20 protein-coding genes are annotated in these 23,434 nt (G+C 37.2%); 12 read left to right on the plus strand and 8 right to left on the minus strand.

The annotated features are described in order from the left end of the window. Positions 1–76: 76 nt before the first annotated feature. Positions 77–229 carry a hypothetical protein gene (locus tag D0T08_RS27475; protein ID WP_158561162.1) on the plus strand — a complete coding sequence of 51 codons (153 nt, stop codon included), beginning with the start codon at positions 77–79 and terminating at the stop codon, positions 227–229. 61 nt (positions 230–290) lie between these two features. Here the strand turns inward: D0T08_RS27475 and D0T08_RS00455 are convergent, their stop codons facing one another. Continuing rightward, positions 291–524 carry a hypothetical protein gene (locus D0T08_RS00455; RefSeq protein WP_116980604.1) on the minus strand — a complete coding sequence of 78 codons (234 nt, stop codon included), beginning with the start codon at positions 522–524 and terminating at the stop codon, positions 291–293. Between the two features lie 312 nt (positions 525–836). Between D0T08_RS00455 and D0T08_RS00460 the strand changes: the two genes are divergently transcribed. Next, positions 837–1,259, plus strand: coding sequence for a hypothetical protein (locus tag D0T08_RS00460; protein ID WP_116980605.1), 423 nt, complete (start codon positions 837–839; stop codon positions 1,257–1,259). Positions 1,260–1,290: 31 nt separating this feature from the next. Further along, positions 1,291–1,920: a hypothetical protein gene (locus tag D0T08_RS27710; protein WP_199538097.1), complete on the plus strand. Its 630-nt coding sequence runs from the start codon at positions 1,291–1,293 to the stop codon at positions 1,918–1,920. 5 nt (positions 1,921–1,925) lie between these two features. On the opposite strand, the gene D0T08_RS00470 is transcribed toward D0T08_RS27710, so the two are convergent. After that, the gene (locus D0T08_RS00470; protein ID WP_116980606.1) at positions 1,926–3,338 is read right to left on the minus strand and encodes an ATP-dependent RecD-like DNA helicase; all 1,413 of its coding nucleotides are present in this window, start codon (positions 3,336–3,338) and stop codon (positions 1,926–1,928) included. Positions 3,339–3,583: 245 nt separating this feature from the next. Between D0T08_RS00470 and D0T08_RS00475 the strand changes: the two genes are divergently transcribed. After that, positions 3,584–4,747, plus strand: coding sequence for an alpha/beta fold hydrolase (locus tag D0T08_RS00475; protein WP_116980607.1), 1,164 nt, complete (start codon positions 3,584–3,586; stop codon positions 4,745–4,747). A 48-nt stretch (positions 4,748–4,795) separates the two neighbouring features. Here the strand turns inward: D0T08_RS00475 and D0T08_RS00480 are convergent, their stop codons facing one another. Next, positions 4,796–5,059, minus strand: a complete 264-nt coding sequence (locus tag D0T08_RS00480) for a hypothetical protein (RefSeq protein ID WP_116980608.1) — start codon at positions 5,057–5,059, stop codon at positions 4,796–4,798. Between the two features lie 625 nt (positions 5,060–5,684). Between D0T08_RS00480 and D0T08_RS00485 the strand changes: the two genes are divergently transcribed. Further along, positions 5,685–6,020 carry a PadR family transcriptional regulator gene (locus tag D0T08_RS00485; RefSeq protein WP_116980609.1) on the plus strand — a complete coding sequence of 112 codons (336 nt, stop codon included), beginning with the start codon at positions 5,685–5,687 and terminating at the stop codon, positions 6,018–6,020. Continuing rightward, on the plus strand, positions 6,017–8,695 hold the full coding sequence (locus D0T08_RS00490; protein ID WP_229238875.1) for an ABC transporter permease: 2,679 nt from the start codon (positions 6,017–6,019) through the stop codon (positions 8,693–8,695). Before D0T08_RS00485 ends, D0T08_RS00490 begins: the two co-directional genes overlap by 4 nt. A gap of 66 nt (positions 8,696–8,761) precedes the next feature. Here the strand turns inward: D0T08_RS00490 and D0T08_RS00495 are convergent, their stop codons facing one another. After that, positions 8,762–9,310 (minus strand): putative glycolipid-binding domain-containing protein, encoded by a 549-nt coding sequence (locus tag D0T08_RS00495; protein WP_116980610.1) that lies wholly within the window; start codon positions 9,308–9,310, stop codon positions 8,762–8,764. A gap of 285 nt (positions 9,311–9,595) precedes the next feature. Here D0T08_RS00495 and D0T08_RS00500 point away from each other — a divergent pair, with 285 nt between their 5' ends. Continuing rightward, positions 9,596–11,269, plus strand: a complete 1,674-nt coding sequence (locus D0T08_RS00500) for a serine hydrolase (protein ID WP_116980611.1) — start codon at positions 9,596–9,598, stop codon at positions 11,267–11,269. Positions 11,270–11,470: 201 nt separating this feature from the next. Continuing rightward, complete coding sequence (locus D0T08_RS00505) at positions 11,471–11,845, plus strand: hypothetical protein (protein WP_116980612.1); 375 nt, start codon at positions 11,471–11,473, stop codon at positions 11,843–11,845. A 97-nt stretch (positions 11,846–11,942) separates the two neighbouring features. Here the strand turns inward: D0T08_RS00505 and D0T08_RS00510 are convergent, their stop codons facing one another. Then, positions 11,943–13,250 (minus strand): phosphatase PAP2 family protein, encoded by a 1,308-nt coding sequence (locus tag D0T08_RS00510; RefSeq protein ID WP_116980613.1) that lies wholly within the window; start codon positions 13,248–13,250, stop codon positions 11,943–11,945. Positions 13,251–13,655: 405 nt separating this feature from the next. Between D0T08_RS00510 and D0T08_RS00515 the strand changes: the two genes are divergently transcribed. From D0T08_RS00515 to D0T08_RS00530, 4 genes are all read left to right on the plus strand, one after another. After that, positions 13,656–14,705 (plus strand): sensor histidine kinase, encoded by a 1,050-nt coding sequence (locus tag D0T08_RS00515; protein WP_116980614.1) that lies wholly within the window; start codon positions 13,656–13,658, stop codon positions 14,703–14,705. Next, the gene (locus D0T08_RS00520; protein WP_116980615.1) at positions 14,698–15,384 is read left to right on the plus strand and encodes a LytTR family DNA-binding domain-containing protein; all 687 of its coding nucleotides are present in this window, start codon (positions 14,698–14,700) and stop codon (positions 15,382–15,384) included. Before D0T08_RS00515 ends, D0T08_RS00520 begins: the two co-directional genes overlap by 8 nt. Before the next feature lie 398 nt (positions 15,385–15,782). Then, positions 15,783–18,341, plus strand: a complete 2,559-nt coding sequence (locus D0T08_RS00525) for a TonB-dependent receptor (protein WP_116981464.1) — start codon at positions 15,783–15,785, stop codon at positions 18,339–18,341. Positions 18,342–18,857: 516 nt separating this feature from the next. Further along, on the plus strand, positions 18,858–20,690 hold the full coding sequence (locus D0T08_RS00530) for a M61 family metallopeptidase (RefSeq protein WP_116980616.1): 1,833 nt from the start codon (positions 18,858–18,860) through the stop codon (positions 20,688–20,690). Positions 20,691–20,716: 26 nt separating this feature from the next. Here the strand turns inward: D0T08_RS00530 and D0T08_RS00535 are convergent, their stop codons facing one another. The 3 genes from D0T08_RS00535 to D0T08_RS00545 all read right to left on the minus strand — a co-directional run bounded on the left by D0T08_RS00535 (position 20,717) and on the right by D0T08_RS00545 (position 23,385). Beyond that, on the minus strand, positions 20,717–21,328 hold the full coding sequence (locus tag D0T08_RS00535; protein WP_147322674.1) for a hypothetical protein: 612 nt from the start codon (positions 21,326–21,328) through the stop codon (positions 20,717–20,719). A 102-nt stretch (positions 21,329–21,430) separates the two neighbouring features. Next, positions 21,431–22,252, minus strand: a complete 822-nt coding sequence (locus D0T08_RS00540) for an IS982 family transposase (RefSeq protein ID WP_116980618.1) — start codon at positions 22,250–22,252, stop codon at positions 21,431–21,433. A 122-nt stretch (positions 22,253–22,374) separates the two neighbouring features. Then, the gene (locus D0T08_RS00545; RefSeq protein WP_116980619.1) at positions 22,375–23,385 is read right to left on the minus strand and encodes a helix-turn-helix transcriptional regulator; all 1,011 of its coding nucleotides are present in this window, start codon (positions 23,383–23,385) and stop codon (positions 22,375–22,377) included. Positions 23,386–23,434 lie beyond the last annotated feature (49 nt).

Genomic DNA, 23,434 nt, shown 5'->3' on the forward strand with positions numbered 1-23,434 from the left:
TTGGGTTAACTGTCTGGCATACTATTTTTTTAGTAATTGCAGATAAATCAATGTCCACATTAATACGAAAAAAAATATGGCAACGTTGCAAGGAAAGAAAAAAGAAGGTGCCCGAAACTCAGCCTCGCAGAGTTCGAATGCAGCTAATAGTGTTCAGAAAGGAACTAATCAGATGAATAGCGGTTCCGATTCTCGCCCCCAAATAACGGGTGCGAGTCCGAAAAAGTAGTTAAAAATAATAGGCTGGGTGTATTTAGCTGAAATTCAGGCTAAATACACCTTTTTAAAAATCAGTAAACAATGATATTGAGTAATCCGGTTTGGGATTGAAAAGAAGATTTGAAATGCAGATTTAATGCCGACAGATAAGAAATAAACTGTCGTAGATTTGATGGGTCTGCTTCTTTTTCCAGCGTAATAGTGAGGTCTTTCTGACCCTCAGATACAGCAATATTTGTATAAGCAACTTTATACTTCTGCAAGGCGTGCAACACTTCCTCGTTACGATTAAAATGGGTACTCATTAAAAGAAACTATAATTTAAGGTTTTATACTGTCTTGGCTTCAAGGCAAATTCTTAACTATAGGTGATTTAACGATATATATTATTGAGTAGTAGTTTGGTTAATAAATAACCGGATGGTACTACAAAGTTAACTATTTCAACTGAATGTATCAAGACTTGGAATGATTGTTTTGTATTAAAGCAAGAAATGGCTTATAATTGAGATAAACAGTAGTTTCTCGTAGACTTCGTATACATCTACTAAAAATGAAGAGTACCTTTAGTAATAGATTTTGATGAAACTTATTAAGTTTGCAAAAATAAAATCACTATGCCCTACAAAGCTCTATACCACGTCTGTTATGTTATTATTTCGTTCGTTTCGGCAGCCATTTTTGCTATGGCTATGTATACCTTTGAGTGGGGAAAATTAACTATCAGTTTTTATGCGGCATTCGCATTATTAGAGGGGCTACACATCATACTTATCTTAAAAAAACAATTCCAGCAAAAGCAGAGAGCTTTGATGTTGAATACTATTCATTTTATAGTGCTGGCTCTTGTTTCGGTTTTTATTCTCTACTTTTATTCTAATATGAATTCATGGAGAAATCCAGGGGATAACAGTATAGAATTCCGTATATTTTCTTATTTTTTTGATAATATCTTTCTTATCAATTTTGCATTTTTCTTTATCAATTTCTGGTTTCTGTGCCGTAATTTGTTGTTGTGGAGTTTTAAGAAATCAGTGTAATAGTATTACTATGTGACTAATCTTATAAATCATGAACAAAGAAACGATAAGATATATTTTCGGCTACTTTTCTCATCTTTTGACAGAAATCGAGAAGAAAGCTCTGAGGCACTCTCAAAGTCTCATGAAGCTTAACTATGAAATTTCTGAAAGCTCAAGAAGGGCAAATATTTATTATGAAAAAGGTTGGCTTAGCAAAGACCCGATTGTACTTGATTTATTAAAAGATGGTGATGAATCGTTTGAACTAAATGTGGTTCAAAGAATTATGAAAGAAACTCCTGAAAAGGTATATTTCAATAATTGCCCTGCTTGTGGGCAACTGGCCAGAACTCCCTATGCACACCAATGCCGTTGTGGCTATCAATGGCACCACAAAGTAGTCGCTCAATTTATAATAGATGATGCCTTCCAGATAACAGGTAGACCATTTTTTATAATAGGGAAATTAATTGTAGGTAGGGTTGACAAGGGTAATTATATCGACCTAAGCAGAATCGGAATCAAGAAGAAATTTACTATTGAAGCAGTGGAAATTGCAACTAAACAAAGAGAAGGATATGTTTCACTTGGCATAACCGGTCTTAGCCAGGAAGAAAAAGACTATATAAAAAGTAAAGATTACCGTATTGAGGAATTAGATATTCTTAATGAAATATAACTTCCCTACTCCTCCTTATAATAAGCAATCACCCGATCATCCACAATCACATCACTGGGACGGATTTCTTTGTTGAGCACAATGCCTTCTAAGGTTTTGCAACGGCTAAGGGCTACGTAAGTTTGTCCGTGGCTGAAGGCCCCGTAACCAATATCAATTACTACTTTGTCAAAGGTTTTGCCCTGGCTCTTATGGATGGTCATTGCCCAGGCTAGTTTAATCGGAAATTGTGTAAAAGTGCCTTGTATACTTTCTTTGATTTCTTTGCGCTTTGCATCGTACTGGTACGTAATTTCCTGCCATGTCTCCTGCTCCATTTTGTAGCTATGACCGTCAATCTCTACCCATATTTCATGGTCGTTTAATCGGCTGATAACTCCTACAGTTCCATTTACCCACCGTTTCAGGCTGTCATTTTTTATCATCATTACCTGTGCTCCTATTTTGAGTTTCAGAAACACATTGGTTGGAAACTTAATTTCAATTTCATCTTCAAACTCGCTTTCGCTAATCTTTTTATTAGCCAGTAGCTCTTTCAGCTTCTCAAACTCTTCTCTGATTTTGCCTGTCAGTACTGCTTCAAATACTTCTTCTTTACCTTGCAGATTTTCCAGGTTTTCTTTATTGATTTTCTTGACGTTTTTATTGGTGGTTGTCAGGAAAATAGCGTTATTTTTATCACCCACATTATCGCGATGACGGGCATTCAGCAATACAAAATCCTCAAATTTTGCTTCGTTTACCCGTATGCGGTTAAGTACTTTTTTAAATTTCTCATCTTTCTGACGAAAAATATGTGTGAGTTCTTTTCTGTGATAGGTAAAATCGGTCTTAAATACTGGACTGTCAAAGAAGTAATTACCGCCGTAAGTAATAGTAAAATATTCCTGCAAATCATTTTTCACTACCGGAGGTAACTGAAACAAATCACCGATAAAAACCATCTGCACACCGCCAAAGGGTTCGTGAGGTTTATTGCGGTTCAACCGCAAAGAAGTGTCAATGGCTTCCATCAGATTAGCGCTAATCATTGATACCTCATCAATAATTACCATATCAAGGTTTTCGTAGAGAGCATTCTTTGAATACTCAGGTTTCAGTTTATCAACCTGAATGAATCTTGGAGGCAATTTAAAAAACGAGTGGACTGTCTGCCCTTTCACGTTCATGGCAGCAATGCCTGTGGGGGCAAGTATTACATACTTTTTGGAAGTGTGGGCTGTAAAATATTGCAAAAGGCTTGATTTGCCTGTACCGGCCTTACCACTGATAAAGATAGACTCCCTGGTATCGTTCAGCATATGCAGAATATCCTTGAACTCATCAGTCAGCACAAAAGCATTTTTTTGTCGGGAATATATAAAAAAGCAAACGGCTATTACCAGCACAAAAACACCTAAAACTATTAATCCTTGCATGTGGCTACGAAAATCAGACAACAATTGAATATACTGCAATTTAGCAGAAAATATTGTCTTTTATGGGATTTTTTCGGGTTAAGGTGTATTCTATTGAGACTTTTGATGTTTATTTTTCTTAAGCCTTATAATAACCCATAGGCTCATAAAGTTGTTAAGTAAAATACAAGTTCAATTGATTTTACTGTCATCATGCAACACAAACATCCTTTCCTTGTCATTAGCCCAACATTAAAATTGTAATTATGAAAATAAGCCTTAAAAAATTCAACTTCCACTTTACTAATTCTTTTACAATTCTCTCGATTAATCCTTTTAAATGGACAGTATTTGTAGGATTACTGTTTTTCTTAACTCTCAGTTCATCAACAATTGCACAAAAAACTACAATTGATACACTAGTTAATGTGGGCGATTATCAGCTGCATTTTATGGTTATTCCGGGCAAAGGCACACCCATTTTGTTCGAAGCTGGTGGCGGCAACGATGGCCAGGTTTGGAGCCGAATTACCAAGCCTATCTCAGAAATAACGCAAGCCCCGATTATTACTTATGATAGAATTGGCTTAGGTAAGAGTACTAAAGACAATGCGACAATAAATATTGAAAAAGAAGTAGAAGTACTCAACACTGCTCTTAAAAAACTAGGATTTACCAAAGACCTTATGCTTGTTTCGCATTCCATAGGTGGATTTTATCAGACTCTTTTTGCTAATCAGAACGCTAAACGCATAAAAGCGATGGTAATGATTGATACTAATTTGCCTTGCTTTTTTACCGAAGAACAATTGGTTAAAATGAAGGCTTCTGACAATTTTCGTCATACAATTGAAGTCGTGAAGCAGAATCCATTGCCGCTTAAAATTCCGGTAGTAGATATAGTTTCAGAGCAAACGCTATTTGAAGGCACACCCGATGCTCAGCGATGGAAAGACTGTCATAATGATTTTGTGGCCGCTTATGCTAACCGTACCTCATTGGTTGCCTATCAGACCGGGCACTATGTTTTTTTATCAAATCCCCAATTGGTTATTAATACTATTGTTACCCAATATGCCAATAAAGTAAGGCCCGGAGCCAAAGCAGCTATTTTTAAACGAGGTTATAAGCAGGAACAAGTAGCAGCCAATGAAGACAGACGCAATCAGATGAAATATGCGCATTCTGAAAATGATTTGAATGAGTGGGGTTATGCTATGCTTAAGCGACAGGAGATACTGGAAGCTATAGAAATTTTTAAACTAAATGTTTTGCTTCATCCGAATAGTGAAAATGTATATGATAGTCTGGGCGATGCTTATGTAAAAGCGGGGCAGAAAGATCTGGCGATAGCTAATTACCAGAAAGCATTGGATATAAATCCTAAAAAAGAGAGTTCGAAGAAAATGCTTAAGTTATTAAGTAATTGATAGAGAATTTTAATTTTGTCAACAAAAAAGCCCCTTACGGGGCTTTTCTTATTTAGCTGGCTCTTGCTTAGTGTCTTTATCTCCATTGAATATTTTTGAACCTACATTTACTACCCCTTCTGTCAGTTCCGAACCTATCTGCTCACCCAGATTAAAAAGTTTATCAAAAGTCCGCTTAAAGTCAGCATTTGCCTCTTTATTTTCTTTACCTTCTAAAAGACTGATGGTATAATGCATACCACCCAAGACAAACGAGGGAGTAAAAGAAGCCATAGCACCTAAAAAACCACCAAATTTCTTTAAATCCTGCATAGTATTAATGTTTTTAATTGTTCAGAAATAAAATTCTGAATCAAAGGTAGCAAGAGCCTGAACCACTCCTATTCAATTGTTTACGAGAGGTCAGAAAGTTATTTGGTGCAAGAAAAAAAATTGATGGATTATTCGAATCCTATCGAATAATCAGAGAAAAAGCTATCAGGGCAAAATTACTTTTGCTTCTTTTACCTTAAAGTGCTGATTAGCTATGTTCTGGTGTTTTTAAACCTCCTTCACAACTCTGCGACGAAGAAACTTATCATAGTAACTTCTGCGAGTTCTTTTCACATAAATGTAACGGACGGCACCAATAATAAAGCAGAAAACAGCAATGGAAAGTATAGTATCAACAGTTGTCATTGTTATGATGGATTATTTAACAGTTTCGTAATATTAACTAAAAAATCTGATAAGATGTTTTAGAGAATTAAAGATTTATTTTGAAGATAATTTTGGACAGGAAATTATATAAGATTTTACTGCAAAGGGGTATAAAATCTTATTTTTAGTTAACTATGTCCAATGCACTTTCCCTTTGCCAAACTATTTTACATACAAAGGCAGAATTAATCACTTTATTTTACATACATTTACAGAATAAATCATTTTAATTGATTCTATGAAAGGAACAAACCTGGGTGAGTTTGAAGAATTGGTACTTCTATGTATTGCTGCGTTAGTGAGCGATGCCTACAGCGTAGCTATCTGTGATGAGTTGAGCAAACATACAGGGCGCACGGTCCGATTAGGCATTGTGCATGCCGTGCTCAATCGTCTGGAAGAAAAAGGGCTGGTAAACAGTCGCCTAGGTGAAGCTACCAATACCCGTGGCGGCAAACGTAAACGCTTTTATGAAGTGACCCATGCCGGAAAGGCGTCATTGCTTAAAGCTAAAGATGCCCGTGAAGCACTCTGGCGTATTATACCCGGCTTTAATCTGGAGGGCTCGATATGAAACAGTTCAACACTAGTCCCACTCCAAAAAAAGAAAGACCCTTTGAGCAAATAGACCCGCCCAAATTAGCCCAAAGGCTACTGAACTGGTATTGCAGAGGTGATATAGTTGAAGATTTACAGGGGGATTTAAATGAATATTTTGATCGGAATCTGAAAACCAAAGGTGTTACGCGAGCTAAACTTATCTATTGGATTGATGTGCTGAAATTCTTCCGACTATATACTGTTCGTGAACCGAGTTTTACCAATTTATATATATACTTAATTATGATTAGCAGCTATTTTAAAACATTCAAACGTAGTTTAGTAAGGAACAAACTATTCTCGTTTATCAACATTTTCGGGCTTGCCGTCAGCATTTCGGTGGGCTTGCTTGTAGTGGCATTATTGATTGATTTACGTTCATACGATGATGCTCAGGTAAAAAAAGACCGCCTCTACCGGATAATGACTACCAATCAGCCCAAAGGCCAATCACCTATGGACCTGGCCTCTACTTCCGTAAAAGTTGGCAGAAAAATCCGTGAGTCTATTACTGGTGTAGAAGACGTAACTATTCTGAGGAATGGTTTTTATGGTGATGCGCAGGTAGGCGACAATTATTTACCCTTAAACGGAACTTACGCTGATGCGTCTTTTTTTAAGGTGTTTTCATTTCCATTACTCAAAGGCGAGCCTGCTACTGCCCTGAAAGAACCCTATTCTTTGGTACTGACCGAAAAAACTGCTGAAAAGTTATTTGGCAAGGCCGAGGCACTAGGTAAAGTTGTAAAATTTGATACTGTAAATTATGTAGTAACAGGTGTGGCAGAAGATATAACCAAATTTTCTCACATTCGTTTCGATGCCCTTGTGTCTTTTTCTACAGCCGATGCTACCTTTGGCAAGGGAGACCCTTATTTTTATAGCTGGGATAATATCTGGCAAAATTATGTATATCTTACTCTCCCCGAAAATGGTAATACCAAAGCCGTACAAACCAACCTCGACCGATTATCTGCCCAGGAGAGCAAAGCTTATGATGATAAAACAGTTCATGTAAGTTTACAACCTCTTAAAGATATTGCTTTGGGCAAAGACCTTTCTAACTCCATAGGGCCTACCATGTCCCCTGTTGTGCTGTGGGTATTAGGTGGACTCGCGCTGGTTATTATCTTATCGGCGTGTTTCAATTACATGAATTTATCAATTGCCCGTTCGTTACGCCGGGCACGTGAGGTCGGTATCCGTAAAATTATTGGCGCGCCTGTGAGCCATATATTCGGTCAGTTTATAAGTGAATCTATATTTACGGCCTTATTATCTCTGATTTTTGCCTTTTTGTTCTTTCTTTTTCTTCGAAGACAATTCTTAGGGCTTGACCCACATCTAAGTGATTTGGTTTCATTAGAACTTTCTTTCAAACTAATTGGTTATTTTCTGTTACTGGCGGTCTCTGTTGGGATAGTAGCTGGTTTCTTTCCTGCTATATTTTTCTCCCGCATTAATGCCTTGCAGGTTGTTAAAGACAACTCCAAATTCAAGGTATTCCGTCATATTAATATCCGCAAAGCATTAATTGTAGTTCAATACACACTCTCGTTGGTTTTTATCGCCACAACCATCATAGGCTATCGCCAGTATAAAGGCTTTCTGAATTTCGATTTAGGTTTTCAGACCGAAAACATTCTTAACATTCGTTTGCAGGGTAATAAACCTGATTTGCTTATTAAAGAATTAGCTGAAGTTCCGGCCGTTCAAAAAGTTTCTAAATCGTTGATGCTCACAAGTCTCGGCAGTATGCATGGTACTCAATTGAAATACATCAATGCCAAAGACAATACAAAAGATTCGGCTATGGTGTGGTTAAATCTGGTAGATGAAAACTATTTGCCCATCCATCAGCACAAGCTTTTAGCCGGAACAAATTTTAAGTTACGCCCTAAGACCGGAGAAGAAAGTGAGGTAATTGTAAACGAGCAGATATTAAAACGATTTAATATTGCCAGACAAAATCCACAAAAAGCTTTGGGCGAGCAAGTAGTGGTAGACGGCAAAACACTTACAATTATAGGTATACTTAAAGATTTCCATTATGGAACTGTAGAAAACAAGATTGAACCAGTGATTCTACGTTATTCAGCCGAACCTCAGGGAGGATGGATAAATGCAAAGATTGTATCAAATGATTTACCTGCCACTATGGCAAGTATTGAAGATGCCTGGCGGAAAATTGATAAGGTTCATCCAATAGAAGCTCATTTTTATAACGACCAGATTGAGAAGGCCTATGCTCAGTTTTCGGTGATGGTAAAAGTAATCGGCTTCATCAGTTTCTTAGCTATTTGTATTGCTTCTTTAGGGCTGTTTGGTATGGTAGTATTTACTACAGAAACCCGTCTGAAAGAAATCAGTATCCGTAAGGTTTTAGGGGCAACAGAGGGAGGGCTTATCTATTTATTGAGCAAAGGCTTTGCGATACTATTAGGGATTGCTGCTTTAATTGCATTGCCTGCCACTTATCTTTTCTTCGATAAAGTAATACTGACCAAGTTTGCCTATCATCTGCCCATGCAGGTCTATGAATTTCTTTTGCCACTGTTAGTTCTAATGGTTTTAGCGTCTATATTAATAGGCTCTCAAACGCTGAAAGCGGCAAGGAGTAATCCGGTGAAGAATCTGAAGACAGAATAAGCTGGAACAGGGAAAACAGAGAAAGGAAAATGGATGTATATAATTTATTTCCTTTTTCCAAGTATCTTAACGACGTGTAAATAGTTGGGGATAATCAACAACCAGGCCTTGTTTATCTACTATAATATCTGCTTCGAAATCATTGGGCACATTTTCGTAATGATAAATATCTTCTTGCAGGCGGGTGTACTTCTGCTGAACCGGCTTAAATTCATCCGCCAATAAATCAAGATAAATTACTTTGATGAACTGCGTTTCACCAATAGCTAATTTTAATCTATTGATAGGCAAGGTATTAGTAAAGGGCGTCAAGGGAATATCGACATCTATGCACTCTCCATATTGTGCCACTACCTTACCATTCTTTCGCCAGTTACCCTGACAATCTCCTTCAAACTGCCAATGCTGTGTTCGAAAGTTTATACGACTTTCAATAGATACAAATATGGTTTCCCAAGCCGGATTGGTTTTTATCTGATAATCTATCAGATAGACTTTGCCTTCATATTGCCCTACTATAGTCGAGCTTATCTCTGTTCCCTCTTCTGATGAGGTTATCAGACAATTCTCTAAAGACTCATATTCTATCCCTTTCCAGAGTATGTTCTTTTGCATAGCATTTGTTTAAGGAGACCGCTTTTTGTACTGATAACTCTTAAACAAACGAATACCGGTATATGTTTACTTTTTTTATTTTTGGTTTACCAGGCTACCCTTTTAATGCGATTAAGTAGTTTACTGATTTTCTTTATTTCTAACCTTATGTCAATAAATGAGTCTTGCCCTAAGCTTCAAATGCATCAATTGTCTCCTAAATTTCCTAATCAGGAAATGCAACAAAATATTGCGTATATTGTCTCTTAATTAACGCACTATATTTACTACTCTCAATCTTATTCTATGAAAAAACTATTACTTAGTAGCCTACTAACAATACTCACGCTTACAACTTTATTAGGGCAGCAAAAGAATGCTGATTCTATCGCAATCAAAATAGACGCTATTTTCAAAAAATATGATGCCAAAGATAGGCCCGGTTGTGCGGTAGGAATCATCAAAAACAATCAGTTGGTTTTCAAGAAAGGTTATGGTATGGCTAATCTCGAATATGATATTCCGAATACTTCTACCAGCGTATTTGACATTGCGTCTGTATCCAAACAATTTGCCGGATATGCTATTGCTAAGCTTCTAACTGAAAAAAAGATTGCCTTAGACGATGATGTTCGTCAATACCTGCCTGAGGTACCAAATTTTGGCAAGAAAATCACTATCCGCCATTTAGTGCATCATACCAGTGGACTAAGAGACTGGCCACAAACTTTGCATGCCGCAGGTTGGCGTTGGGATGAGGCATTCTCTTTTGAAGATATTATGCGCATGGTTAAAAACCAGCAGGACCTTGATTTTGAGCCGGGCTTCAAGTATTCTTATTCTAATACAGGCTACAATCTTTTAGCCGCCATTGTTGCGAAAGTAAGCGGACAATCGTTCAGAGAATGGACAGAGATGAATATTTTTAAACCCTTAGCCATGAGTTCGTCTCATTTTTCAGATGATCATACAGAGGTGATAAAGAATATGGCTTATTCTTATTATTCGAGCGACAAAGGTTTTAAGAAAAGCCTGAATTCACTAACTGCCTATGGTTCAAGTTCTTTGTTTACAACAGTTGAGGATCTGAGTAAATGGGCGATTCATTTCACTCAATCTATTACAGAAAAGAATCCCGTATTTATGCAAATGCTCGAAGAGGGAACGCTTAATAATAGCTCCAAAGTAAAATATGGCTATGGCCTCGCTTATGGATTCGATGAGGGTTTCAGAACTATTTCGCATAATGGAGGTTGGGCAAGTTATCAAACTGTTTTAATGCACTATCCAGACCAGCAATTATCTTTTATTATTCTTGGCAATTCTGGTGATTTTGATTTGGGTGGTGCTACCAGAGAAGTAGCCCGGGCTTTGCTGACCTATCGTACAAAGCCTGCAAATAATACAACATCAACGGCTCTTGTGAATAAAGACACTCCGAATGTAAAAGTAAGTGAAGATATGCTGAAAAAATATACAGGTTCTTACCAACTTGGGCCAGGTTGGGCGGTCACTATTACGCTCGAAAATGGACAGCTTCAAACCCAGGCCAATGGAGAAAGTAAATTCCCGATGGATAGTAAATCTGATTCTACTTTCTGGATAAATGCTTATGGTGCCTCTATGACATTCCAGAAAGATAGCAAAGGTGAGATTAATTCATTGAGGTACAAACATATACAATTAGCTCCGAGAATTACTCCCTGGCAACCTGATTTTAAATTGTTGGAACAATATGTCGGTACTTATTATAGCCCTGAATTAAAGACTGAATATATAATCAGCAATAGTAAAGGGCAATTGTTGATAAGCAGTTTCCGATTAGGAGAGTCTAATTTAGGCATCGATCCCACTACCGAGAATCAATTTTCAGCAAGCATCGGTGCCATTAAATTTTACAAGGATAATCAGAACAAAATAGCAGGTTTTAAATTATCCGGAGGACGGATACAGAATATTAAGTTTGAGAAGAGAATGTGAAAAAACTGTCAATTGTTGAACGGTCCGTCGCATGGTACAGAATGTCGAATTTTGTACCAATTCGACAATCTGCAATTGAAAATCGACAATCCGTTCTCTTTCTTTTAATAAAAATTTTGCCGCTTTTTCTAACATTTCAATTTGGGACGCTCCTGATAAGTATATCTTGGTACATTGTTTTTAATTTTAAACTTTGATGCCATGAAATACTTATTTTGTTTAATACTGATTTCCTGTTCTCTAAGCGGATTCTTTCAAGACTCCAAAACAAAAATCCCTTCGGTGTGGATAGAGGGTATTACTATAAAAAAAGGTGATAGTATAAAACTAGGCAAGGGTTCGGGGAATAAAGGAACTTTCACTTATATCATAACTGAAGATACCAAAGGTATTCCTGCTATGTGGACCAATAAAAGATTAATCGTTGAAGACGTTTTTAAGGCCCCCGGCAATGATAGTGTAAAGTATTCCATTAGCCTTAAAACTTCTCCTAAAACGAAATTTACAATATCTGATTTGTATCTGGCCTTGCAGCAAAATGAGATTGTGGCAGTTAATAAAAATGCATTTTATTAAATTGTCGATTTTCGATTTCGGATTGTCGAATTTATAAAATAACTTCATTCGACAATCTGCACCGCGACGGTGTACCGTTCGAAAATCGACATTTTCCTTATTTTTCCATCCATTTTTCAACCACATACTTTCCTACATTTCTTCCTAATTCCAGACCCACTTCATTGTCGGTTCGGAAGTGGATGCCTGCGTAGAAACGAGACTCGGCACATTCTTCAGCCATTTGCTGGAATAATTTTGCATCAGCAGGAAAGAAATATGTCATAATTACGCTGGCTGTTGCCCCACCTGCCGCATGTCCTGAGGGATAACCCGGAAACGGAGGGGTGGAAATTAAGGGTTTATAACTGGTATCATATTGATTAGGTCTGATACCCCAGTAGGCGTACTTGGCATCCATAATAGCAATGGCAGATTCGTGAGAGGCGGTAGCTAAAACGGCATAAATACGAGCCGCCAAAGGAGCATCTTCATCTATACCATATTCAAACATTTTCTGACCGGCAAGCTCAACCCAGTTAGTGGAGGTATTCGCCCAATAGTAGGCAATAGACGCACTTCTGAAGGTTTGTTTAAAATTTTTCATCTCCTGCATTTCTTTCTCAAAATCAGGTGGTGGCAATGGTCTGAATTGATTATTAGTCTGCAAAAACATAGGCGTAAATGAAGCCAGTGTAATACCCACCGGATATTTCCCTGTCCATTTTTTAGGGTCTTTGTTCATTTGCCCATCCCATGGCTTATCCGAGCCATCGTATTTGGCTTTTTCTATGATTTGCAAAGCTACTTGTTCACCTAATTTCCAACCTGCTTCTGTATCACTTGGGAATTGAACACCTGCATCAATACGAGATTGCATGGCAGATTTTGCCAATTTTATCACAGAATCAGCTTGCTTAGGAAAGAAATAAGCCAATACATGCGCTGCGGCCGAGGCAGTTACAGAATGCTCGCAAGGGTAACTAAAAGTTTTAGGAGCATCTATAATGGTTTTAATAGAAGTATCAGTTTCTGATGGACGTTTACGTCTATATTTCAGTTTTTCTTTCCAGGCAAGAACTGTAGCATCATAGATAGCCAGATTCACCCATGATCCCGGAATTCTGAGCATTGATTCTGGATTTTTGTCTACCACCTCAATAATTATCTGATTCCATCTGTAAGCTGGTGCTCCGGCATTCCAATATCGGATTGCTTCTCGCTTTTTGTTATTCAGTGTGTTCATTGCCTGTTTAACAGCTTGTATTTCAGCTTTAGATTGCAAAACTGGTGAGCTTATGCTTATCTTCTGTGGGTTATCTAATTGCCAGAGTTTCCAGTTAGCGGCTTCATAAGAGACGGGCTTCTGCCCCATTGTGCAAATGTGAAATAAACTCAATACAATAGTGAAAGTCAAATGTTTCATAAGTAAAGCTTTTAAATTGTTTTAAATAGGTTTGTTAGCTATGCTGATGCAATAATAAATCAATAAAATGAAGCCATAATGGGGATGTCAATACACTACGGATTAGCGTAAACAAACGGTGGAATTAGGTCAATGAGAGCAGGAATTCAGTAAACGAAAATCACTGATTTACACATGGTTATGTATTCTTTCTGTTTTTTCGATGGAGTTTTTTTCTGTTATTTGTGGAAGAAGCATGAGGTTATAGTATAGACGCAACGCATTGCGTCTTCGTTGATTTAAGCGTGCTTTTTAATGTATTTAGATGGATGATTATAAAACCACAACAGAATGTTCTTGATATGGACAAACCAATAAAGACGTAATGCATCGCAACGGCGAACCGTTACGTCTCTAAGATTTAGAATGCAAAATAAAATCAACATAAAAAACCTCCGGCTATATCTGTGGATTGGAGCAGTTTATCTGGGAATGGCGACACTATCAGATCTAGTACGTGATCATAAGACCATTGGCATAGCATTCAGGAATGACTTATGGCGTACCATGTATATAGTTGCTATTTGCAATCTGCTTTATGAATATATCATTCCTTATATAAGAAAGAGAAAAGGTTTCTTCAGAAAAACTATATTATCTTTTTTCACCATATTTCTGTATATTTTCTTCTTTACAGTTGGTATCTATGCCTGGCGTGGTATTGGAATTGTATTGCATATATTTACTCCACTTGAAGAATTTAATTCATTATCCGAAGGAACTTCTGAATTGTTTGGTCTTAGTTTATTTTCTGTCATTTTCTTTGGTATCATCAGTCATACCTATAATCATTTTCAACTTCGGCGGATAGCCCAACAGTTAAGAATTGAAAAGCAAGAAGCAGAACTAAACTATCTGAAATCACAGACTAATCCGCATTTTTTATTTAATACACTCAATAATATTTACTCTCTGGCAAGAGACAAATCTGACCTTGCACCTGAATCAATTTTGCGGCTATCAAAGATATTACGCTTTATGCTATATGAGACCTCAGGGGCCTACATAGCCATTGAGCAGGAGCTCAAAATCATCAACGATTATATAGCGCTTGAACAATTACGCTATGATGAAACCCTGAATGTGAGTTTTAATTATGATATTGAGGACATGAAACAGGCTGTGCCTCCACTCCTGCTGATGCCACTTGTAGAAAATGCTTTCAAGCACGGTGTTTCAGAGACCCGCAGTCAACCTTTTGTAGATATTCATTTATCAGTCAGAAATAGGGAATTGGTTTTTCATGTCAAAAACTCTTCTGAAATCTCTGATGAAGGAAAGGTGAAAGAAAACATTGGGCTATCAAATCTGCGTCGGCAACTGGAGTTATTGTATACTGATTACAAACTGTCTGTTCAACAAGGTGACTCTGTATTTACTTCTATTTTAAAAATCAACTTAGCAAGCCATGTCTAGACTCAATTGCATTATTATAGAAGATGAGCCATTGGCTGTAAAAATCCTGACTGATTATATCGCCGAAATACCTTCCTTGTCCTTACAGGCCACTTTCAAAGATGCAATCCTTGCTACAGAATATTTACACGAACATACCCCCGACCTTATTTTCTTAGATATTCATCTGCCTAAGCTCAAAGGTATGGCATTTTTAAAAACCCTTACCGATCCTCCTGCTGTAATTATTACCACTGCCTATCACCAATATGCAGTGGAAGGATTCAATCTGAATGTAACTGATTACCTGTTAAAACCCTTTGAATTTGAGCGCTTTCTCGTCGCAGTCAATAAAGTAAAAGCAGCGCAAAGAGAGAAAGCAATTGAAACGCTGGAGTCCAAAGATTTTATTTTTCTGCATGTGCAGAAGAAAAAAGTAAAAATCCTGTTTGCTGATATTCTCTATATCGAAAGTCAACGCGAATATATCAGGATTGTTACCACCAAAAATACTTTCTTATCTAAAATGAGTACGCATGAAATTGAAGCCTTGCTCCCTCCTGCTCTTTTCAAGCGTATACATCGTTCATTTATTGTCTCCATCAATAAAATAGATTCTTATACGGCCGAGATGGTTGAGCTTAGTGGTTTCTCTATCCCAATTGGGCGTGGGTATCGGGATGTGCTTGAAGGATTGTAGAAACCGAAAAATGTAAAATGTAAAACCGAAAAATGTGAAAGTGAAGATTATAAATAGTGAAGTATTATTTGTGTTAAGCATAACGCATTAGTCTATTATTTTCAATAATCCCTTTTTCGGTTTTCCATTTTACATTCTCAGGCCTAAAAACTTCCTTTTTTAAAGAACCTATATAATTTATCAAAGAAAATTAAAAATTACTACTCTACTAATTTGGTATACTATATGGGTTTTATATTTTTGCATCATCAAACAGCTAATCACATCTGATTTTAATAATTTCTGTTGTCTGATTACTGAATTTTTTACTAATAAAAACCAATAGAAAAAACCTAATACGGGCTAACAAAAATAAATCATCAACCATGCGAAAAAATTTTATTATACTAATGAAACTTATGAAATCCTCTTTTCTGATAGGTCTGCTGCTGTTACCATTCCTTTTATCAGCACAAAATCAACCAATTGTTAATGCCACCATTACCGGTAAGGTAATTGATGGAAGTACCAACGAGCCACTTATTGGCGCTACCGTAACTATCAAAGGTACAACCAACGGCGCTGCTACCGATGCCAACGGAGAGTTTGCCTTGATTACAGGCCAGAAACTCCCTTTTACTTTAATTGTGTCTTATATCGGCTACATTAAGAAAGAATTAGTAATTGAAGGAGATAAAGTGGAAATCAGATTGGATGCTACGCCTAATCAACTGAATGATGTTGTGATTACTTCTCGTCGTCGCTCTGAATCGGCGCAGAACGTACCTCTTCCAATCTCTATTATCAGAGGTGTAAGTGTAGAAGATGCTGGCGCATTCAATGTGAACCGTTTGAAAGAATTAGTACCAAGTGTGCAGTTATATGCCTCAAATGCCCGTAATACTACCTTGAATATCCGTGGTTTAGGTTCTACCTATGGATTAACCAACGATGGAATTGACCCGGGTGTAGGCTACTATGTTGATGGTGTGTACTATGCTCGTCCGGCAGCTACAGCGCTTGATTTTATTGATATTGATCAAGTGGAGGTTTTACGTGGACCACAAGGAACGCTTTTTGGTAAAAACACTACTTCGGGTGCATTTAATATCAGCTCTCGTCCGGCAAGTTTCGACCCTGGTGCAAGTTTTGAGCTAAGCTATGGTAATTATGGCTATATTCAGGCTAAAGGGTCATTAACAGGACCTTTGGGCAAAAAACTAGCTGCAAGAATCTCGTTCACAGGTACACAACGCAATGGTACCATATTGAATGTGCGCAACAACCAATATATCAACGACATTAATAATATTGGTGTAAGAGGTCAAATTCTATATACACCAAGCGATAAAGTAAAAATCACATTGATTGGTGATATAACAGACCAGAAACCAAATGGCTATGGCTGGGCTGTGGCTGGCGTGGTAACAACCAAACGTGCTGCTTATCGTCAGTTCAATGCTATTCTGGCTGATCTGAACTATCAGTTGCCTTATTCGAGCGCATTTGAAAGAAAAGTTGACTTAGATACGCAATCAAAAGCAGACAATCAACTGGGTGGTGTTTCGGCAAATGCAGATATCAAAATCGGTAATGGTACCTTGACTTCAACTACGGCTTATCGTTACTGGCATTGGACTCCATTAAATGACCGTGATTACACTGGTTTACCGATTTTCACGATTTCATCAGGAAACTCATTCCATGACCAATGGTCGCAGGAAATCAGATATGCCGGTAAAGTTTCATCAAAAGTGAGTGGCGTAATTGGTGTTTTCGGTCTTTGGCAGGATTTGAACTCAGACCCTGTACAAACAGAAGAAGCAGGTTCGGCACAATGGCGTTTTGCGCAAAGCTCAACCAGTGCGCTTTGGAAAACACCGGGTTTGTTTGATAATTTCGGTATCCGTACCACTAACCGTATCCAGAGCACAAGTTTAGCAGTATTTACTCAGGTAGACTGGGCTGTTACAGAAAAATTCCATATCTTACCGGGTATCAGATATAACTATGATAAGAAAGTAGCTGATTATAAACGTGAAACTTACGGTGGCTTACAAACAACAGATCCTGCTTTGATTGCCCTTAAAAATGGTGTCTATACCAACCAGGCATTTAATACTACCGCAGAGGCAGGTAATTTCTCAGGTGGATTGACAGCACAATACAAATCAAGCGATAGATTCAATGCTTTTGCAACTTATTCAGTAAGTTACAAACCAGTTGGAATTAATATCGGTGGATTACCAACAGCCAGCGGCAAAGTACTTATCGAATTGGCTACTGTAAAACCGGAATTTGTAACGCACAAAGAAATTGGTATCAAAACCAAGCCAACGCCCAACTCGATTGTCAACTTTACTATCTACGATACCGACATCAAGGATTATCAGACACAAGTACAAACACCTGAACCTGGTGTAAACAGAGGTTATCTGGCGAATGCCGAGAAAGTAAGAGTATTTGGTGCTGAATTAGATGCAAGTCTACGTGTAAATAACAATTTATCGTTCAATGGTGCTGTTGCTTATACCAATGGTAAATATGTTTCTTTCAAAAATGCGCCTGTGCCTTTAGAAGAAGTAGGTGGAGAGCAAGCGTTTAAAGATGTTTCTGGCGGTCAATTGCCGGGTATCTCTAAATGGGCAGGTTCATTAGGAGCTGAAGGAACCGTAAAAGGCAATTTACTAGGCTTTAAAGGTAATTACTTCTTAGGTGTTGATACCTATTTCCGTACACAATTTTCATCAAGTCCATCACCGTCTAAATACCTGAACATTGATGGTTATAACCTGACTAATGCCCGTTTAGGCTTCAGAGCATCTAATGGTGTTACTTTCTATGTATGGAGCAGAAACCTGTTTAATACTGAATATTACGAGCAATTATTGGCTGCTCCGGGTAGCGCAGGTAACTATGCAGGTATCATAGGTGACCCTCGTACGCAAGGTGTAACGTTGAGATATACGTTCAATTAAAAATTTAGCGGCCGTCGCTGCGGTGATTGAGAGAATTAACCTACGCGGCCCGGTGTTTAGTGATTTATATAAGGCACGCCTAAACTCAGATGAGCATGGGCGTGCCTTATTATTTTATATTCACCTCTATGTTTATTCTCCTTTTCCATTTTTCATCATTAACGCTTCATTTCTTTTATTCCTCCACTCAGTTCAATTATTCCACTTGTCATTAGGATATTTTTGAATCACGCAGCGGTTATATCTATTTTTGTTTCATCAACCGAAAAACAAATATCTAATTCATGAAAACTAATACACTTTCTACCCGCACTATACTTTTTGCCTCAATTAGCAGCCTACTTATGGGCATTCTTATTGTAATAAAATTCTCCTGAATGGCATTTCTTGAATTACAAACGATTACGTTTGGATGACTTTTCATTAATACCTTTTCCTCTCCTGCCCTTTTGCTTTTCTACTTTTCAAACTCTATATTGCCGTTGTTTAGAATCATCGCAAACTTCTCCGGCATTTATGAAATATATTCTGTTCCCGTTTTTGTCATCAAAGGTCTCTTCACGACTGGTTATGCTGATTTGCTTTTGCTTCGCAAGTTTAAGTATCTATTCGCAAAAAAATAAGGTTTCACTGGCATTTGAGGTTTCGATGAACGCCCCTTCTACTCATCAATACCATGTAGTTTTTAATGGCAAAGGATTTAAGGAAGGGTTTCTTGAATTGGGTATGCCTGCCTGGACAACCGGATATTACCAGTTAATGAATTTTGCCAACAATGTTGAAAATTTTCAGGCTTTTAGTGGTGACGGAAGAGAATTGAGATGGAAAAAAACTGGAGACAATACCTGGAGAATTCATTCATTGAAATACATTGATATTAAAGTGACCTATGATGTAAAAGCTACAAGGAATTTTGTCGCAGGTAATTATCTGGATGAAGAAAGAGGATATATTTCGCCAGCAGGTATATTTATGTACCCGAAAGGACTGATAAAAAATGAAGTGACCGTAAGCATTGAGAAATATAAAAACTGGTCGAAAATTGCTACCGGATTACCCAAAGTTAAAGGAACAGAAAATACTTATTATGCTAAAGACTATGATGTGCTTTATGATAGTCCGATTCTGATAGGGAATTTAGAATCTTTCCCGTCATTTACAGTAAAAGGTATTCCGCATTATTTTGAGGCATACAAAGCAGGTAAATTCGATCGGCAGCAATTCATGAACGATTTGCAGAAGATTGTCAGTACGGCTTCGGGCATTATCGGAGATATACCTTATACTGATTATACTTTTATAGCAATCGGGCCAGGTGGTGGAGGCATCGAGCACCTGAATTCTACTTCTATTGCTTTTAGTGGAGATGAACTGAATAATCGTGAGTCGAGAATAAGAACCTATAATTTTCTGGCGCATGAGTACTTTCATCATTACAATGTGAAGCGCATCAGACCCATTGAATTAGGACCTTTTGATTATGAAAAAGGTAGCCGAACAAAAATGCTTTGGTTATCGGAAGGCTTAACAGTTTATTATGAATATCTGATTCTGAAGAGAGCAGGATTAACGACTACTGACGAAATATTGAAAACTTTTCAGGAAAGCATTAAAGCTTACGAAAGCAAACCAGGCCGTCAGTTTCAGACGCCTGCAGATGCAAGCTGGAAAACCTGGGATGAAGGGCCTTTCGGACGAACAAGCGATGAAGTGAACAAAACGATTTCACCCTATGATAAAGGCGCTTTACTGGGTATGTTGCTCGATTTCAAAATCAGACAATCGACTAAAAATGAGAAGTCTCTGGATGATTTAATGCGTTTGCTTTACAACAAATATTACAAACAGAAAAACAGAGGTTTTACTGAAGACGAGTTCAGAACTGAGGCTGAGAAATTAGCGAAAACCTCCTTACAGGATTTCTTCGATTATATCTATACCTTGAAGACTGTCGATTACCCGACTTATCTGAACTATGCAGGATTGAAGATTGACACGGTTGCTCATGCACTTCCAACAGCTTGGGCAGGTTTGAGTGTAAGAGACAGAAATGATAGCTTGATAGTAAATAATGTGGACTGGCTATCACCTGCCTGGAATAGTGGTTTACGAAGAAGAAATACTATTTTAGAGGTAGATGGTCAAAAGATAAATGCTAAGACACTGAACGAAATTGTCAGCAAAGCGCAAGCAGGTGATAAAATAAAGATCAGATTTGAGACAGCGAATGGCATTAAGGAGGAGGAATTGATTTTTGCTATCAAGAAAGAAAGTTCTTATGCTATTACGCCTGTTGAAAATCCGACTCCTCTTCAAAGCAAGATATTAAAGAGTTGGTTGGGGGAATAAATATCTTGCGTGGCAAGCTTAATTTATCAAGGTTCGAATCCAATTGGGTTTTCAGTAGCAATAAGAGTGTCTATTTTCATATTTTTTACACTGACAACTGTAGTCTGAATAGCATTATATGTTCCATTATGCGCCAATCTGGTGAATTGAAAATCTTTAATATTATCACCATTCACATCGACTAATTGTATTTCAGGCGTTTCAACTTTAAATTGTTCTTTTAAATTTGAAGCTTTCAATTTACCATCTAAATTATTGTAGAGGGCAAAAAGGTTGAAGTTAAATACTGCAGGAATAAACTCTCTCGTTTCATTCTCGTAGAATAAAACTTTACCATTGGTGTATCCAGTAGGATAATGCCTTAATAGTATTAGATAAATAGTTTGAAATTCAGCTTTTAAACGAATGGTTGATATATGGTAATTTTCTAGAAGTTTATCAGGTAAATTATCCTCCCTATAATATTCTTTAATAGTCTCCTCAATTTTTGCCTCTTTCTCGTCATTTTCCCGAAATATATTGTTCGGATTTCCCCAATCAATTTCTGTTAATTTTAAAGGAAATTTGGCATTTATAATTTTAGGATTAAAGGATTTCTCTGAGGTTTGAGAAGTATTACAAGAAGTAAAAATAGTCAATAGCAAAAGATAGTCAAATAGTCGCATATTATAATTGAGAGTTAAAACCAGCTTAAATTAAGAAAAATCTACTAATTAACTCAAGTTGCTACTTATTTTATGTTATAGATATTTGATAATGGCATAAGCAAGGATGACAAAAAAGACTTTCAACTGAAATCCTTCTATACTAACAGCGTGGATTCTTTTGGGAAACCTTGATGTAATAATGCTGTATGCCGTTTCTACAATTTTTCTATTGTATTTTTTTGCTATTTCATCAATAAAACTATCTCCTCTGTGAGAGTTTTTCTTTCGTTGAGTAGCAAATTCAATTCCTTCATATTCTCCGTAAAAATCCTCCCATTCATAATCTGTAAATCCGCTATCTAACCAAACAATACTACCTGATGGCAGATCAAAAGCCAGTCGGTTTAAGGCAGATTTCTCGCTATACCCTCCTGCATACATAGCTAATTCTATTGGATTGCCATGTTCATCTATCAGTAGAGCCACTTTAAATCCGTAGAAATATCCTCTTTTTGATACGCTTTTACCTCTAAAATCTTCATCATTTAGTAAACGACAGTTCTTAATGCGTATGTTATGACAAACCGCTACAGGAAAAGTGTCAAGTATGTAGCGCTGACGATGATTCAACGTTTTAGCTATCCACCCAAGAATATTGAAAAGCCATTTAGCTAATTCTCGACAACTATGGATACGGCGACAAAATCGAGATTTATCCAACATATAATCGCAATGATGCTGAAGCATATAACCTCTGGCAACATCCCAGTTCCCTCCAAAATACCAACCACTTACCAAAACTGTCGTCAGTAGCATCGCATCATTTACTCGACGCTGACTATCTTCTTTATAAGCTGCTTTTTGTAAAATATCATCAATAATAATATATATTGCAATGGTGTTATCTTTTAGCATAGTAATTTTGATTTGTCGTGATTTCAAAAATACATCCTTGCTAGGGATAACACTATTTTTATAAGTAGCAACTTGAGTTAATTAAAATATTTCTGAACAAATCGCACTAAATCTCTTAATGCTTAATGTCTCATATCTCTTGGCAATACTCCATATTTTCGCTTAAAGGCTGCCGTGAAATGTTGTGGGTTTTTATAGCCTGCTTTTTCGGCTATTTCTGAAACTGTTGCATCCATTGAGAGTAGTTGCTGGCGGGCTTCTTCCATTTTTATATCGTTGAGGTATCCAAATATAGTAGCACCATAGATTGCTTTAAATCCCTTTTTCAGTTTATCTAAATTCAAGCCTGATTCGAGGGATAATTCATGCAAACTTGGGGTTTTTCGTCTGCTTAATAATAGATCTTTCACCAAAGCAAATTTTGCTTTATCTACCTGATTCAATTGGTGATTCTCCTGAATCTGCTGACTGAATTGATCCATTTGCAATACCAATAATTCATGGACTTTAGCTTCTATATAAATTTTATTAAAGGGTCCTCTCAGTCGACATTGAATAATATCAACTACAATCTGTTTCATTCTGGGCAACATCATCATGCCTATACTATTGAGAAGTGCAACTTCACCTCTATTTACTCTTGCAAAAAATTCAGGATAGTAATCAGAAAAACTTGCGAATTGGCGATAGAAATATTCTGGTGAAAAATTTACTTCAAAATTGATGCAATTAGATAAATCTCCATTTTTTTTATAATCAGATAGATGCTTGGGTAAGAATAAGAAATTACCTGTTCCGTTTCTAATATCCAACTGAGACTCCTGGCTATAGCCAGACAGTTCCGCCGATAAGCTAAAGTGCATCTGAAAGGCATCTTCTTGCTTTCTAGTGTGTAGGCATAGTTGATATGGTAAACACAAGTTCGAAATCTGCATCCAGAAGCCGGGAAGTACAATTTCCTTGCAAATAGCTAATGACCCACCTTTAATCTCCAGATAATATTCCTGCACATCTCCCGAATGCTGTTGAATAATCGGATAATGACCGCAATAATCCTGATGTTGATTGAGCGTATCAAGAATCAAACTTCTTTTGGCGGCATTAAAACTTCTTTTGGCGTTAACATACTCCATGTTGTGCTTGTAATTTTGCAGCGAATTTACTTATTTATAATTAATCTAA

The sequence above is a fragment of the Emticicia sp. C21 genome, assembly GCF_003418935.1.
Taxonomy (GTDB): Bacteria; Bacteroidota; Bacteroidia; order Cytophagales; family Spirosomataceae; genus Emticicia.